This window comes from Nostoc sp. DedQUE07 (genome assembly GCF_034530975.2).
Classification (GTDB): domain Bacteria; phylum Cyanobacteriota; class Cyanobacteriia; order Cyanobacteriales; family Nostocaceae; genus Nostoc.
In genome coordinates this window covers 17,958-32,902 of sequence record NZ_JAVRCC020000073.1, presented here as the reverse complement: position 1 = coordinate 32,902, position 14,945 = coordinate 17,958, and the positions used below count along the sequence as shown (strand labels likewise).

Here is a 14,945-nt window from a genome sequence, read left to right as displayed (position 1 = left end):
TAACCCAGCTTCCAGAGACGATCGCTAAATTAACCAATCTGACGCAGCTTGACCTCCGTAAGAACCAAATAACCCAGCTTCCAGAGGCAATCGCTAAATTAACCAATCTGACGCAGCTTGTCCTCAGTGACAACCAAATAACCCAGCTTCCAGAGACGATCGCTAAATTAACCAATCTGACGCAGCTTGACCTCCGTAAGAACCAAATAACCCAGATTCCAGAGACGATCGCTAAATTAACTAATCTGACGCAGCTTGTCCTCAGTGACAACCAAATAACCCAGATTCCAGAGGCGATCGCTAAATTAACCAATCTGACGCAGCTTGTCCTCAGTTTAAACCAAATAACCCAGATTCCAGAGGCGATCGCTAATTTAACTAATCTGACGCAGCTTTACCTTAGTGGCAACCAAATAACCCAGATTCCAGAGGCAATCGCTAAATTAACCAATCTGACGCAGCTTGACCTCAATGGCAACCAAATAACCCAGATTCCAGAGGCGATCGCTAAATTAACCAATCTGACGCAGCTTGACCTCCGTAACAATCAAATAACCCAGATTCCATTAGAAATTCTTAATTCAAGTAATGCAAAAGAGATTTTTAATTACTTGAGGCAAATTAGCATAAGTGAAACTCGACCATTACACGAAGCCAAACTCTTACTCATCGGACAAGGTAGCGTCGGCAAAACATCCCTTATCGAGCGACTAATCCGCGATAAATATGATAAAAATCAACCCCAAACCGACGGACTCAATGTGGAAACTTGGAAGGTGCGGGTAAATAGCAAAGACATCCGCCTGAATGTTTGGGACTTTGGCGGACAGGAAATTTATCATGCCACCCATCAGTTTTTTCTGACTAAACGCAGCCTCTATCTCCTCGTTTGTAATTGTCGCACCAGCGAAGAAGAAAACCGCATCGAATATTGGCTGAAACTAATCGAAAGCTTCGGCGGACAGTCCCCCGTGATTATCGTTGGCAACAAAAAAGACGAACAACTCCTCGACATCAACCGCAAAGCATTACGCGAAAAATATCCTAACATCCAAGCGATTATCGAAACCTCCTGCCAAGACAATATCGGCATTGATGAACTTCGCACCGCAATTTTGCAGCAAATCGCCAACCTCAAAGAAGTCTACGACCTTTTACCCCTGACATGGTTTGAAGTTAAACAACAACTCGAATCCATGACCGAAGACTTCATCAGCTACAACCGCTACATCGGCATCTGCCACCAAAAAGAGATTCCCGAAGAACAAAACCAAGAGCAACTAATCGACTTGCTGCATCGACTCGGCTTAGTTCTCAACTTCCGCGATCATCCCATCCTCAAAGATACCAACGTCCTCAAACCCAACTGGGTGACAGAAGGCATTTACACGCTCTTGAGCGATGAAAACCTCAAAACCAAAACCAAAGGCATTTTCACCCCCGCCGATCTCACCCGCATCCTTAATGCAGAGCGATATCCCACCAAGCGTCACGGCTATCTAATCGGGCTGATGAAAGAATTTGAGCTTTGCTTTGCACTAGAATGTTATCCTCCACAATTTCTGATTCCGGGACTTTTGCCTAAAGACCAACCAGACAAAACAGAACTCGACAACGAAACCCTGGAATTTCAATACCATTACAAAGTTCTCCCCGAAAGCATCATTTCCCGCTTCATCGTCATTACCCACGAAAAAATTCATAACCAAATCTATTGGCGCAGTGGCGTAATGCTGCAATATCAAGAAAACAACGAAATCTACAACATCGCCCGGATCAAAGCCGATCCCGAAGACAAAAAAATCTTCATCACCATTAGCAGCCGCCAAGAAACCCGGCGCTTATTTCTCGGCATTCTCCGCGATGTCTTCCAAAAAATCCACAAAAGTCTTCCCAATCTCGAAATCACCGAATGGGTTCCCGTCCCCAATCACCCCAAACATCCGCCCCTCGACTACCAAGAACTCCTCGGACAAGAATCAATGGGTGAAAGCACAATCACCATAGGCAAACTAAGATTAAAACTCGATTTGCGTCAACTTTTAGATGGCTATGAATCATTAGAATCGCGTCGAAAATCACAAAAAAGAGATAATGATTTAGATGATAGGACTGCATACGAAGATATGCGAGATATTGCTAAACTAGCTGTAAGCAGAAAAATTAAAATTAATAATAATAATAAAGCCGAGGCAAATGCTGTGTCAGAAAATCCTCAATTCACAAACAACCTTCAAGGCGCAAACATCGGCAACTTTGCCAACCAAGTCAAAGACAATGCCAGTCAGCAAGCCTCTAACTTCACCCAAACAAGCGGCGCAAACATCAGCGAAATTCTGCAACTAATCGGCAACCTGCGCCAAACTGCCGCCCAATTCCCACCAGATATCCGCGATGACATCATCATTGATATTGATGATGTAGAAGTAGAAATTCAAAAGCCAGAAAAAGAACGCAATGTACCCAAACTCAAAAAGCGTCTACTAGCTTTACTAACTGCTGCTAGTGTAGCTGCTGGCGCGATCGCAGGTATGACAGACTTTGCAAATAATGTTATGGAAATAGGAAACAAATTAAATATCGAACTAAAGCTTCCCTCTGGTAAATAGACTGTTCTAACTCCAGGGGCGATGCAACCTATTCTAAATTAACAATCACGGCATAATATCAACTTGCATCTGCTGCTGCCAACGTAGCAATTCTATTTGAGATTGTGAAAATTTTTGTTATGTTCGTTCTTAGTCATTTGTCCTAAGTAGATTGCAAATGACAAATGATATCATGTCCGCCAAATTACTCATAATAAAAGAACCCCACCCCCAACCCCTCCCCGCCTGCGGGGAGGGGAGACAAAGCACAGCTTTGGCGGGGTGGGGTTCTTCGGGTTTAATAAGCAATCAAGCGGACATGATATGACAAATGACAAATGACAAATGACAAATGACAAATTATGCGGCTTATATTAGTTGAGGATGAAGCAGATTTAGGTGCAGCAATCAAACAAGTCCTGAGCCATGAGGCATATATAGTTGACTGGTTTCTAGATGGTAATCAGGCATGGCAATATCTAGAAACTGGCTGGACTGAGTATACCCTGGCGATTTTTGATTGGATGCTGCCTGGAGTTTCGGGGATAGAGTTGTGTAAATGGTTGCGCGATCGCCAATTAACTCTACCTGTATTAATGCTAACGGCTAAAGACCGGATGGAAGAAAAAATTATTGGTCTAGATAGCGGTGCGGATGATTATTTAGTTAAACCGTTTGATATGGCAGAACTGTTAGCAAGATTGCGAGCATTACAACGGCGAGCCTCTTACGTCGGAGCAACGCTGACACCTCAAGTCCAACCCCGACGCTTACAAGTAGGTTGTCTGACGCTCAATTACAGCACTCATCAAGTTATTCGTGAGTATGTTCACGGAGAAAAGCAAGTATTTTCACTAACTACCAAGGAATTTCAATTATTGGAATATTTCATCAGGCATCCTAACCAAATTATCAGCCGCGACCAAATTATCAATCAACTTTGGGAAATTGGTGCAGAACCAGTTAGCAATGTCGTAGCAGCACAAATTCGCTTATTGAGACGCAAATTAGGAGAAGAAGACAGCGAATCTTTAATTGAAACTATTTATGGTGTGGGCTATCGCCTAAATATTAAACCTCTTGAGGGTTTTACCCCACCCTAACCCTCCCCGTATGTATTGGGGAGGGAACAAGATTTCTTATTTCCCCCCTTTATAAGGGGGGACTAAGGGGGGTAAATCCAGGGTTTGTGTGTACACCGTAGCCAATATATCGGGGGATCTATTCATGCTGCTGATTTTTGCTAACTTGACAGCAATACTTTCAGCAAGGGTTTAAAAATATGGAACGCAATCCCATTTTCCACCAAACTCGGTTGCGGCTTGCGGCTTGGTATACCCTTGTCATGGGCGGTATTTTAGGGCTATCTAGTTTGGGAGTTTATAGTGTGGTTGCCCATACCTACTATGAAACCATCGACCAGGGATTGCAATCAGTTGCAAACGCACTCCGAAAAAGTATTGAACCGGCTTGGCAACAACCCGGACAATTACAACGCCTTACTAAAGAATTTTCTTTAGAATTATGTGTGGCTCAGACTAATTGTTTGCCTAAAACAACATCCATTAAAAAATCAATAACAGAGGCGGCAAATCCAGTTAATTACTATATCCGTTTATTGGATCGCTCAGGAAAACTTTTTGCTAGTGGAGGCATGGAATTTGACAAGTTACCGATTGCCTCAACATTACATAATTGGCAGATATTAACAGATTACTCTGGCACTCGATACCGCGAAATCACTTTACCTTTGTATACTCAAAACCAGGTTTCGGGTTATCTACAAGTAGCGCGTAGTATCACTGATTTAGACCAACATCTTACTTATTTAAGATTAACTTTGGTATTGGGATTGCCAATTTCTATGATTTTCGTTGGTTTGTCTAGTTGGTGGTTGGCAGGAAGGGCGATGCAACCTGTATATCTTTCTTACCAACAAATGCAACAATTTACTGCTGATGCTGCCCATGAGTTTCGCACACCTTTAGCAGCAATGTACTCTACTATTGAAGCTGCTATCAAGTTACAGCAAGAACCAAAAGCCAATGGGGGAATTTTAGATGTACTCAAACGCCAAAATCGGCGCTTATCACAATTAGTTGGAGATTTGCTGTTATTAACGAGGATAGATCGAAAACAAGTAACAGGAGAATATCAGCCTTGCTGTTTGAATGATATCATTAGCGATTTAATTGAGGAATTAGCATTTTTGGCGGTAGAGACTCAGGTGAATCTATCTAAGCAGGTGCAAGTCTCAGAAAAATTGTATGCGATGGGAAATGAAGAACAGCTTTATCGCTTAATTTCTAACTTAATTGTCAATGCAATTCAAGCGACATCTAGCGGTGGAAAAGTCACGGTTTTTTTAGAAAAAAGTGAGCTTTACGCCATCATTAAAGTTCAAGATACAGGAATTGGTATTGCCCCAGAACATCAACAGCGAATTTTCGATCGCTTCTACCGAGTCGATCGCGATGCCTACGGCGGGCTGCGCCTACGCTCTCGCACCTCTGGCGGTTCGGGATTGGGATTAGCCATAGCGATCGCGATCGCCCAAGCACACAAAGGTAATATTCACGTTCAAAGTCAACCTGGGCTAGGTAGTACATTTACCGTTCGACTTCCTCTTTCACCGTGATTTCTGGAAATAAATGTGGCTATTTGCAAATCTGCGATCGCAAGGTGCAACTTTGAGTTTTTGCATATATGAAGATCGCACATTTATCTGTTAACAAATCCTAAAAGTGCTTTGATAGTTTTTCCACAGGATGATTAAGATATAGGTATTTGACCTGACGGGTATCGATACTCATGGTGCAAGACCAGATTTTGCTGAATGATTGGCATGTAATAGCGCGATCGCAAGACCTCCAACCTGGAACAGTTCTGCACAAGCGCTTATTAGGCGAAAATCTAGTGCTTTGGCATAATGGGGACAAAGTTTTAGCTTGGCAAGACCTTTGCCCTCATCGTGGCGCTCGTCTTTCTCTAGGATATGTCAACAAAGAGACTCTTGTTTGTCCTTACCACGGTTTAGCCTTTAATAGCGATGGAAAATGTGTACTAGTTCCGGCTAATCCCGAACAATCGCCCCCCGCTCAAGCTTGTGTTAAAACTTACCAAATTCAAGAGCGTTACGATCTGCTCTGGGTTTGTTTAGGGACACCAAAACAAGACATAGCTCCGTTTTCTGAGTGGTACGATCCGGTCTATCAGAAGATTTTCTGTGGCCCTTACTACTATCACTCTAGCCCTTTGCGGGTACTGGAAAATTTCATCGATCCGGCACACTTTCCAATTCTGCATTCGGGATTATTTGCCCACGCCAGTCATCCTGAGTTGACGCACTATGAATTAGAGTCTCTTCCAGATGGGATTAGTTTCAAATGTGGTTTGTGGGAACTAGATTTTAATTCCGGTAATCCTCTGTCAGCACCACTGATTTTTAACACTTACGATTACCGCATTTTCCGTCCGCTAGTGGCATACTTTAAACTTGGGCCTGGAGATCGTCGTTTAAATATCTTCTATACAATTACGCCAGTTGATGAAGATGAATGCGTGGCGCAATATTGGTTAATGGTAAATAGTGTCCGCGAATTAAAAGTGGAAGTGTATCTAGATATTCAAAATCAAGTTGCTAGTCAAGATATTGCCATTGTCGAGTCCCAGCAACCCCGACGCTTACCTTTAGATTTGCAAGCAGAAGTACATTTATCGAGCGATCGCTATTCCATAGCATACCGAAAGTGGCTCAAACAACAGGGTGTTACTTTCGGCACTATTTAGAACTTGGCGATGCTTGTCATTTGTATGATTAAGAAAATATTTAGATAAAATAGGACTCCTATTTGATTTTTGAAAAAACTCCGTACATCTGGAGAGTAGCGAAATCAAAGGTAGTGTGTCGGATAAACCACTCAAACATCCATTTTAAATGAGAAAATGTTGGAACCAAAGCACAAAAACGTCGAACCCATGTTTTAGCCTGCAACCAAATATCCTCAATGGGATTTTGTACTGGGCAATTGGGAGCAAAGCGAACGCAATGTACTTTCCATTGTTCAGATGACAACCCAAGATTTACCTTGTCCAAAAAACCTCGAACTTCTTTAGAACGGTGGTAACTAGCGCCATCCCAAAAAATTAGTAATTGCTGATCGGGAGAGTCAGCTAGCAGATATTGTAGGTAATCAATAGTATTTTTTGAATTTCCCGCGTCATAAGCTTTGAGAACTAATTTTCCTTGCAGATAGTCAATTGCCCCATAGTATGTCTGCTTATCTCGTTCGTTAACAACTGGGACTGCTATTTCTTGGTCACTTTTTCCCCATACGTAACCATCTTATTTCTCCCCACATTAAATGGCATTCATCAATTAGCAGTACTCTCAACTTTCCTGTTTCGATTTCCACGCTTGTGATGTGCCAGCAATGTCTCAATCTCTTTTTTTTTGCTGCAACAGCATTCTCGTCAGCTTTGGGATTCAGCTTTGTGGTTTTCTTCCAACTGATGTCAGCGGCATCAAACAAGTCGTAGTAACTTTGTTTTGAATCATAAACTACGTCGTACTCAAAAGCTAATTTGTACTCCAGTTCACCCAGTTCCCAGCAGTTCTTGGTTTGCAGCCAACTCAACACTTCTTCTCGCTGTTCAGTACTCAGGTAGCTTTTTCTGCCTTTATAGTTCAAGCACAGTCCATTAATTCCATCCTGCTCATAGGCTTGTTTCCAGCCTGTTATCGACCCTAAAGATACATCTAGAATAGCTTGGATTTCTTCGTACAAGTAATCAAGGCACAATCAATTTAACTGCCAAAGCTTTTCAAGATCACGGGCATCACGACAAGCTGCTATGAAATCTTGTAACTCAGCGATGGCAGTTGCCACTCCTCCAGGTTGTATTGCCGATTGTAGATGCTGGTTTATCATTGTCTGCTCTTACACTTGTCAACTCATCCGTATTATCTCGTAATCTTTTTCAAAAATCAAATAGGATTCCTAAATTAGTTTAGAAGCTAACTTCCTTAAAGATTTTAAAAAACGGTAGATTAGACCTCTTGCATAAGTCGAATCGACCCCCCTTAATCCCCCCGATATATTGGGGGGAAACTTGAAATTTTGCTCCCTCCCCTTTACAAGGGGAGGGTTGGGGAGGGGTGATTCAACGATTTTTGCAAGAGGTCTATTGTTAACTGCTCTACCGGTTTTTATGTATCTTGAATTGGCTTTCCTTTCAAGGTTAATTTTAAATATTTATCGATCCACAGATGTTAGTTTTAAAGGATACAATGGCTCATATCCATTTAATTGCCAAATTCTAAATACCAAGACAGCAGCTACAGTTAACCACACACAAGAAAATGATAAAGTCATTCCTGCTATAGGATTAATTTGCCAATAAATTGCTGTCACCACTACCGCAGATAACCAAGGGCCTAAAATAACTACAGGTACAGCAGCACCTAATCTCCGTTCGACAGTAAAAATCGTATTCCAAATATCCCCTAAAGCCAGATGTACCACAAACAAAATTAAAGGCAACACTAAAAACTGGTGATTCATTTGCTGCCAAATCAATACAGAAGAAATTACCCGCAAAACAGCAATTGTCATCCAAACTATGGGAAATGCTAAAGGTGGAGGAGACCATCTTGGTCTGATTACCTGGTCATAGGTCTGACGAGAACGGGTATTATCTAAAAGAGAAAAAATTCGAGAACGGATACTTAATAGAGCAAAAAATAATCCAGCCAATAAAGTGCTAACCCAACTGGGAAAAGAAGAATTATCGATGAACATTACTAATTTTTCCATTCCCAACAACACGAGAATCATAACTAATATTTGTAGGATAGTCCCTAGTGTATAAACTAAAACTGCCTTGATATCTAGTTCTTGTGTAGTAGCTATTGATGTGTTTAGAGACTGTGATTTATTCCCAGGTTTTACTCCCATTACTGTATTTACAAACTGTTCAACTATTCCACTATTCTGGGATTTATTCATAATGAAGAAATGGCGCGTAGTTGGTAATTAGTAGTAATAAGTCATTATATGATATTCTAATAGTTAAAAATAATTTGGTTAAGCTCTTTTAATATCAGAGTTTAGAAGTTCCGAATCTAATGTACAGTTTTTCGTAAGTGGTGTTGAGGAAAAAGCGTGGAATTTCAGAAGTTATTGTATATTTTTACTCTAGTAAATATTGCTACTTTTGCTCTGACTGTACCTGTACTTGCTCAAATCACACAGCCCCCCTTTAATTCTGCACAGTCAAGTTGTCGTGCAACTAAAGTAAGTACTCCAGTTTTCAAAGAACCTTCAACATCATCCCATGCTATTAGAATATTGTCGGCAAAAACAAAGATTACTTTAGCATATATACCAGTTAGTGGAGATAGATTTGTCAGAATTAAAGCTCCGACTTCAGGGTTTATTCAAACTGCTGTACTAAAATTTTGTCAGCCGAATAACAACGCTCAAAATATATCGAGTAAACCTACTATTGGCAGTGTATGTCGGCAAATTGTACGACGGGAAACTATACGTCGCCAACCAAGTACAAGAGAACCTTTTATTACAACACTTTCGCCAAATACAGTTGTGTATGTGAACTTGGTTACAGGTAATATAGTTAAGTCATACAAATCTGAGAATTATATTTGGGTAGAAATCGACCTTTCTAGAAGTTTCCCTGGAGAATTATCTGGTAATGGTTGGATAGTCAATACTGACTTAGTGAATACTCCTGGATTAAGCAGTCTGGCTTATTGTAGTTAGTAGCTTATTTATAAGTACTCGCACTAAATTCGCGATCGCCCTTTTTGTCAATGGCGGTTTCTGCGATGTTGCTGTCCACGAGCCAGTGGGCAAGCAGGGCTGATTCATTCCATTTCAAACAGGATTTGTCAAGCTGGTTAGCAAGAAAATTCTAAGTAAGCGTGACGAAAAGATGAACATTTAAGCACTGAAATATCAGTAAAATAGTTGGTTTAATCGGTACGCCAGTAACAAAATAACTAATTTTTAATCGCTATAACCCTTATTTTTAAAGCTCTTTGGGGAATGAATCAGCCTTGCTCTGGGGATAAGGGGCAGGGGGAAAAGGACTCATGTTTTTTACCCCTTACCATGAGTCCCTTTACCCAACCTCCACAAGCGCATTTTTGAGTTGCCAGACTACTAGAGCAAGGGATGCATTCATTGACTCCAAACGGGAGGATCTACAGTAAAACTCTAGACAATCAATTGTAAAGCAGAAATACATCGCGCATTTCGATGGATATCGATGTCATTCCCGAATTAATCTGTGCTGAAAAATTTTTTCGCAATTGTAATTATTTCCCCTAGTTCTCCCCTATTTATTTCTAAATTCAAATCAGAAAAGCAGAGAACACCGCCCCAAACAAGCGCGCAATCTCTGCCGTATAAATAAGTCAATAAAAATGGAGAACAAACCTATGCTACACCAAATTAAAGAATTGCTGCAAAACGTACAATTACAACAGCAAGTAAAAGCAGCAGCTAACCAAGCAGAAGCTATCACTTTGATAGCGATCGCAAGTGCAGAAAAAGGTTATAACTTCACAGTTGAAACTATTTCTCAAATGTTGACAGAACTAACCTTTGTGGACTCCAACGAACTAAGTGAAGAAGAATTACTTAGTGTTAGTGGTGGAATGATGGCTGATAGTGCAGCCAAGCTATGTCATACAGCTAGCTGTGGTGGCGGACACGCAGGCTGCTGCTAAAAACGGTAGCTTCTGTTTCTCTTTGGCATTGTAACCACCACAGGTCAGGTTGTTTTTCTAAAAGAGCTTTTTAGATCCAACATCTCCAATATTTTAATTTGGATAACTTCCATACTTGATACTGAGGTTCAACGCAGAAAGAGATGCTGCATAACAGATTCCCTCTTTGCTTTTTTAATCAAGGGAAAGAGGGAATTTCATTAGATTTCTTGCAGAAATCAAAAAAAGAACCCTACCCCGTCTTTAACTTACGTCAAAGTCTTCCCTGCTTGCGTGCGAGGAGGGGCTGGGGGTGGAGTGTTAGGAAACTTTTGCAAGAGGTCTATTGTTTTCATATTTCTAATTAATAAATTTGAAACTAATTTTTTGTCTTTTTAACGATTAATACTTCCCACTATGAGAAATCCAGCTATGGTTCAACAAGTTGTTTGCTTATCCCCACAGAAAACATCAGACGAATTAAGGGCGATCGCAACCAATGCTAGCTTTATCTGGGAACGGCTTGATGAAAGCAGATTTGCAATTAATGGCGATCGAGTCAACGAACAAGAAATTAACCGTCGGCGCGATCGCTGGTGCGAAGTTGCAGCAGAAGGTAAATTGGATACATTGCACAAACGCTTACAGTGGGAAGGGCTAGACCTCGATACTGTTAGTTCCAAATTGGGAACCATCGAGTTGCTTGGCGATCGACCTTTGCCTGAGTGGGCAGAAACCTTGCAGCAAATCATCCAAACCGCAACAGGATTCAATTCTGCAACCGAAGTATTTCTACCAATCGATTCACAAAATCCGATCGCCTTTGAAGATATCCTTTTGCCTGCTATTTTGGTAGCCAGACAGCAATTACTAACTCGCTGCGGCAGTCAATTCATCCAAGATTGTCTTCCCTTATCGATTCTTTCCCACGATGCTTACAGTTCTTTAGAACGTGGTCTACTGCTACGATTAGCAGGACTTTGCATTAAGACATTAGATTTTGAATTTTCTCAGGTGCGTCCCTTTGGTCAAAGTTTGCTCGGTTTGCTGGGGTTGGAGACAGAAAATAATAACACTCATTACATTAAGTTCGTCAATCAACTCCTAGAAGATGGAATGCTGACGTTCTTCCAAAAGTATCCCGTTCTCGGTCGGTTAGTGGCAACAGCCGTCAATTTTTGGGTTGAGTTTACTGCTGAATTTCTCGAACGTTTAGTTGCAGATAGGACAGATATTCAACGAACTTTTGATGAAGCGATCGCCCCATTTTCTCAAAACAAAGTTACCGAAATTCAAACATCCATTTCCGATCCACACAAACGCGGACGAACAGTAATTTTGCTCACCTTTGAGTCTGGACTTAAACTTGTTTATAAACCCAAAGATTTAGGATTAGAGGTTGTCTTTAACCAATTTTTGGATTGGTGCAATCAACACAGCAATCTTTTAGATTTTAAAATAATTCAAGTACTTGAGCGCAATGGTTACGGTTGGGTAGAACATGTTGAACAGTTGCCTTGTGTGGATGAAGCAGCTGCGAAACGATTTTATCAGCGTTCTGGGATGTTGTTGTGTGTGCTTTACGCCCTCAGAGCCACAGATTGCCATTACGAAAACTTAATTGCCAATGGCGAACATCTGGTGCTGATTGACATGGAAACGCTGCTGCACCATGAACCGAATCTCATTGAAGACTCACCACTTACCCAAGATTTAGAAACAACCGCCACACAACAATTTTGGGATTCTGTACTTCGCACCGGACTTTTACCGCGTTGGGACTTTAGTGGCGATCGCAGTGTCGCTTATGATATTAGCGGGCTAGGCAGCACAGATCCCCGACTATCTCGCCGGAAAGTGCCGCGCTGGCAGAACATTAATACAGATAATATGCATCTGTCCTCTGAGTCTGTAACCTTACCGATGGGGAAAAATGTGCCGTTTTTGGGTGAAACTGCTCTGTCTCCAAACGATTATCAACTAGAAATCACCATTGGGTTTGAGCAGATGTATCGCTTTTTAATGGCGCACAAAGATTTCTTAATTTCACGCCAAAGTTTGCTATCTGCGATGCAAAATCAGCAGGTGCGCTTTATTTTCCGCAACACCCGCATCTATGGCATCATCCTCCAAAAAGCTTTAGCACCCGATTACCTCAAACACGGTGTAGATTACAGTATTCAACTCGATGTTCTCAGTCGTGCTTTTCTAGTTGCTCAAAATAGACCGAACGCTTTTCCTGTTTTGAGCGCAGAACTTCGAGCAATGGAACAATTGGATATTCCCTTCTTCACAGCTAGCGCGGTGGTTGATGAACTGAGTTTAAACGGTTCCTCTTCCATTCCCAACTACTTCAAGCAATCCAGTTATCAAGACCTGCTCAACCAGTTACAATCTCTGGATGAAACCGACTTAGCTCGACAAGTAGCGATTATTCAAGGCTCCTTCGATGCCAAAATTGCAACCACTTCCAGCCGCCAAGGTGGGCAATGGCAAGGCGAATCGTTACCGTTGCTAAATTCGGAACAATTGATTGCTGAAGCCAAAGAAATCGCCACTCAACTGGAAACCAGAGCCATTTCTGACCCTGATGGCAGCATTAACTGGATTGGCTTAGACTTTGTGCCTCGCGCCGAACGATATCAACTGCAAGTATTGAATAATTGTCTCTCTGACGGACGCTCTGGAGTTGCCTTGTTTTTAGCGGCACTGAGCCAAGTAACTGGTGATTCCCGTTACCGCGATCTAGCATTTAGAACAGTGCAATCTCTGCGTCGCCAAATCCACACCATCGATCCCGAAACTTGGGAACGCATGGCTCGTTTCATGGGTGTTGGGGGTGCAACAGGTTTAGGATCGATGATCTATAGCCTGGTGAAAATTAGCCAATTCCTCAACGATGCAACGCTGTTGGCAGACGCTCAAGGATTAGCCGATTTGATGACACCAGAACTAATTGCTGCCGATGAACACCTGGATATTATGAGCGGAGCAGCTGGGGCAATTTTAGGATTATTGTCTCTGCATCAAGCCACAGGAGAAGCAACCGTTTTAGAAAAAGCGATCGCCTGTGGACAACATTTAGTCAACCATCAAGTTAGCCATAATGGTGCGCCCAAAGCTTGGCATACTTATTGGGACAAGCCCTTAACTGGCTTCTCTCATGGAGCCGCAGGTATCTCCTACGCCTTGCTCAGACTTTATGCCGCCACCTCAGAGGGCAAATACTTAGAAGCAGGTTTAGCAGGAATTGAGTATGAGCGTAGCGTCTTTTGCCAGTCCACCGCCAACTGGCCCGACTTCCGCAGAATGGGACAACCGGGACAACCTGACTTTGCAAATAAGTGGTGTCATGGTGCAGCCGGCATTGGTTTGGGACGCTTAGGCAGTTTGAGAATCGTGGAAACGCCAGAAATTCAACAAGAAATTGAAATTGCTCTGCAAACTACTCAGAATTTTGGCTTACAAGCGATCGATCACTTGTGCTGTGGTAACTTCGGTCGGGCGGAAGTGCTGTTAGTCGGTGCAAAAATCTGTTCCCGTCCTCATTGGCATCAAATTGCTCACCAGAATGCAACAAATGTTGTGGCTAAAGCCAAGCGAACTGGAGCTTATCAACTGTTCCCCAACTTACCCAATTCTGTATTTAATCCTGGCTTTTTACCCGGTATATCTGGAATTGGTTATCAATTGCTGCGTCTGGCTAAGAATGACTTGCCTTCAATATTGTTATGGGATTGAGCTTGTTGCTCATACTCAAAAACAGCTTTTGACCACACCCTATTAGCGTAAACTAATAGGGTCAGAACTAGCCCTCTCAAGGTGTTGCCTGCTGATAAAAGCCTAAAAGCTAGTCATCTCAAAATTTTAACGTTCTGCTGGTTTCTGTGTGACTAAGGCAGTTAGATTTAGACTTGAAGTGATGGGACTGGAGGAAAAACTAGTGACGAGAGCAATTGGTCTAGAGCAAATTATTGCCCAAAAGGTTCTTACCTTATCAAAGGAACAACAGCAGCAAGTACTTGACTTTGTGGAATTTTTGCAATTGAAATCACCAACAGTCAAGTTTAAGCACCATGATGGCACGCCAATGTCTGCTTTAGAAGCAGCAGGAGACTTAGTTGGCTGCGTGGATTCTGGCCCTGGGGATCTCTCGACAAACAAGGAGTACCTTAAAAGACCATTAACAGAATGAAGCAAGCGGTACTGCTAGATACAGGCCCATTAGTAGCTTTACTCAATCGGAGAGAGCAGTTTCATAAATGGGTGACAAATCAATTTGGACAGATTGAACCACCTTTGTTAACTTGTGAAGCAGTAGTTACAGAGGCTTGTTTTCTCTTACAGAATGTTTACGGAGGAGAAGCAGCAGTAATTTCTTTTGTACAAAAGGGAATCATCCATCTTCCGTTTCGGCTCTCTGAAGAAGCTGCTGCTGTTGACAAGTTGATGCAGCGTTATCAGTCAGTTCCAATGTCGTTAGTGGATGCGTGTTTGGTGAGGATGGCAGAACTGGCAACTGAAAGTGAATTGCTCACATTTGATAGTGATTTTAGGATTTATCGAAAAAATCGTAATCAATTAATTTCTATGATTATGCCAAAAGAACAATAGCTTAATCTTCA

General features: G+C 41.9%; 10 protein-coding genes and 1 pseudogene. 9 read left to right on the top strand and 2 right to left on the bottom strand.

Annotation, left to right across the window (positions count from 1 at the left end):
• From RMZ95_RS31435 to RMZ95_RS31420, 4 genes are all read left to right on the top strand, one after another.
• Nucleotides 1–2,609 (top strand): COR domain-containing protein (locus RMZ95_RS31435; RefSeq protein WP_409884263.1); only part of this gene is annotated, 2,609 nt, incomplete at its 5' end.
• A gap of 341 nt (nt 2,610–2,950) precedes the next feature.
• Nucleotides 2,951–3,691, top strand: a complete 741-nt coding sequence (gene rppA / locus RMZ95_RS31430) for a two-component system response regulator RppA (protein ID WP_322684648.1) — start codon at nt 2,951–2,953, stop codon at nt 3,689–3,691.
• Between the two features lie 179 nt (nt 3,692–3,870).
• Nucleotides 3,871–5,226 (top strand): two-component system sensor histidine kinase RppB, encoded by a 1,356-nt coding sequence (gene rppB, locus RMZ95_RS31425; RefSeq protein ID WP_322684649.1) that lies wholly within the window; start codon nt 3,871–3,873, stop codon nt 5,224–5,226.
• Nucleotides 5,227–5,399: 173 nt separating this feature from the next.
• Nucleotides 5,400–6,377 (top strand): aromatic ring-hydroxylating dioxygenase subunit alpha, encoded by a 978-nt coding sequence (locus tag RMZ95_RS31420; protein WP_322684650.1) that lies wholly within the window; start codon nt 5,400–5,402, stop codon nt 6,375–6,377.
• A gap of 58 nt (nt 6,378–6,435) precedes the next feature.
• On the opposite strand, the pseudogene RMZ95_RS31415 reads toward RMZ95_RS31420, so the two are convergent.
• Both RMZ95_RS31415 and RMZ95_RS31410 read right to left on the bottom strand, forming a co-directional pair.
• A pseudogene (locus RMZ95_RS31415) lies at nt 6,436–7,519 on the bottom strand (IS630 family transposase).
• Between the two features lie 324 nt (nt 7,520–7,843).
• Nucleotides 7,844–8,596, bottom strand: a complete 753-nt coding sequence (locus RMZ95_RS31410; protein WP_322684651.1) for a TspO/MBR family protein — start codon at nt 8,594–8,596, stop codon at nt 7,844–7,846.
• Between the two features lie 156 nt (nt 8,597–8,752).
• On the opposite strand from RMZ95_RS31410, the gene RMZ95_RS31405 reads away from it, so the two are divergent.
• The 5 genes from RMZ95_RS31405 to RMZ95_RS31385 all read left to right on the top strand — a co-directional run bounded on the left by RMZ95_RS31405 (nt 8,753) and on the right by RMZ95_RS31385 (nt 14,934).
• Nucleotides 8,753–9,370 carry a hypothetical protein gene (locus RMZ95_RS31405; RefSeq protein WP_322684652.1) on the top strand — a complete coding sequence of 206 codons (618 nt, stop codon included), beginning with the start codon at nt 8,753–8,755 and terminating at the stop codon, nt 9,368–9,370.
• A 680-nt stretch (nt 9,371–10,050) separates the two neighbouring features.
• Nucleotides 10,051–10,341 (top strand): Nif11-like leader peptide family natural product precursor, encoded by a 291-nt coding sequence (locus tag RMZ95_RS31400; RefSeq protein ID WP_322684653.1) that lies wholly within the window; start codon nt 10,051–10,053, stop codon nt 10,339–10,341.
• 411 nt (nt 10,342–10,752) lie between these two features.
• A complete protein-coding gene (locus tag RMZ95_RS31395) occupies nt 10,753–14,061 on the top strand; it encodes a type 2 lanthipeptide synthetase LanM family protein (RefSeq protein ID WP_322684654.1) in 3,309 nt (1,102 codons plus the stop codon).
• A 202-nt stretch (nt 14,062–14,263) separates the two neighbouring features.
• Nucleotides 14,264–14,515 carry a hypothetical protein gene (locus RMZ95_RS31390; protein ID WP_322684655.1) on the top strand — a complete coding sequence of 84 codons (252 nt, stop codon included), beginning with the start codon at nt 14,264–14,266 and terminating at the stop codon, nt 14,513–14,515.
• Complete coding sequence (locus RMZ95_RS31385) at nt 14,512–14,934, top strand: type II toxin-antitoxin system VapC family toxin (protein WP_322684656.1); 423 nt, start codon at nt 14,512–14,514, stop codon at nt 14,932–14,934. Before RMZ95_RS31390 ends, RMZ95_RS31385 begins: the two co-directional genes overlap by 4 nt.
• The last annotated feature ends 11 nt before the right edge of the window (nt 14,935–14,945 follow it).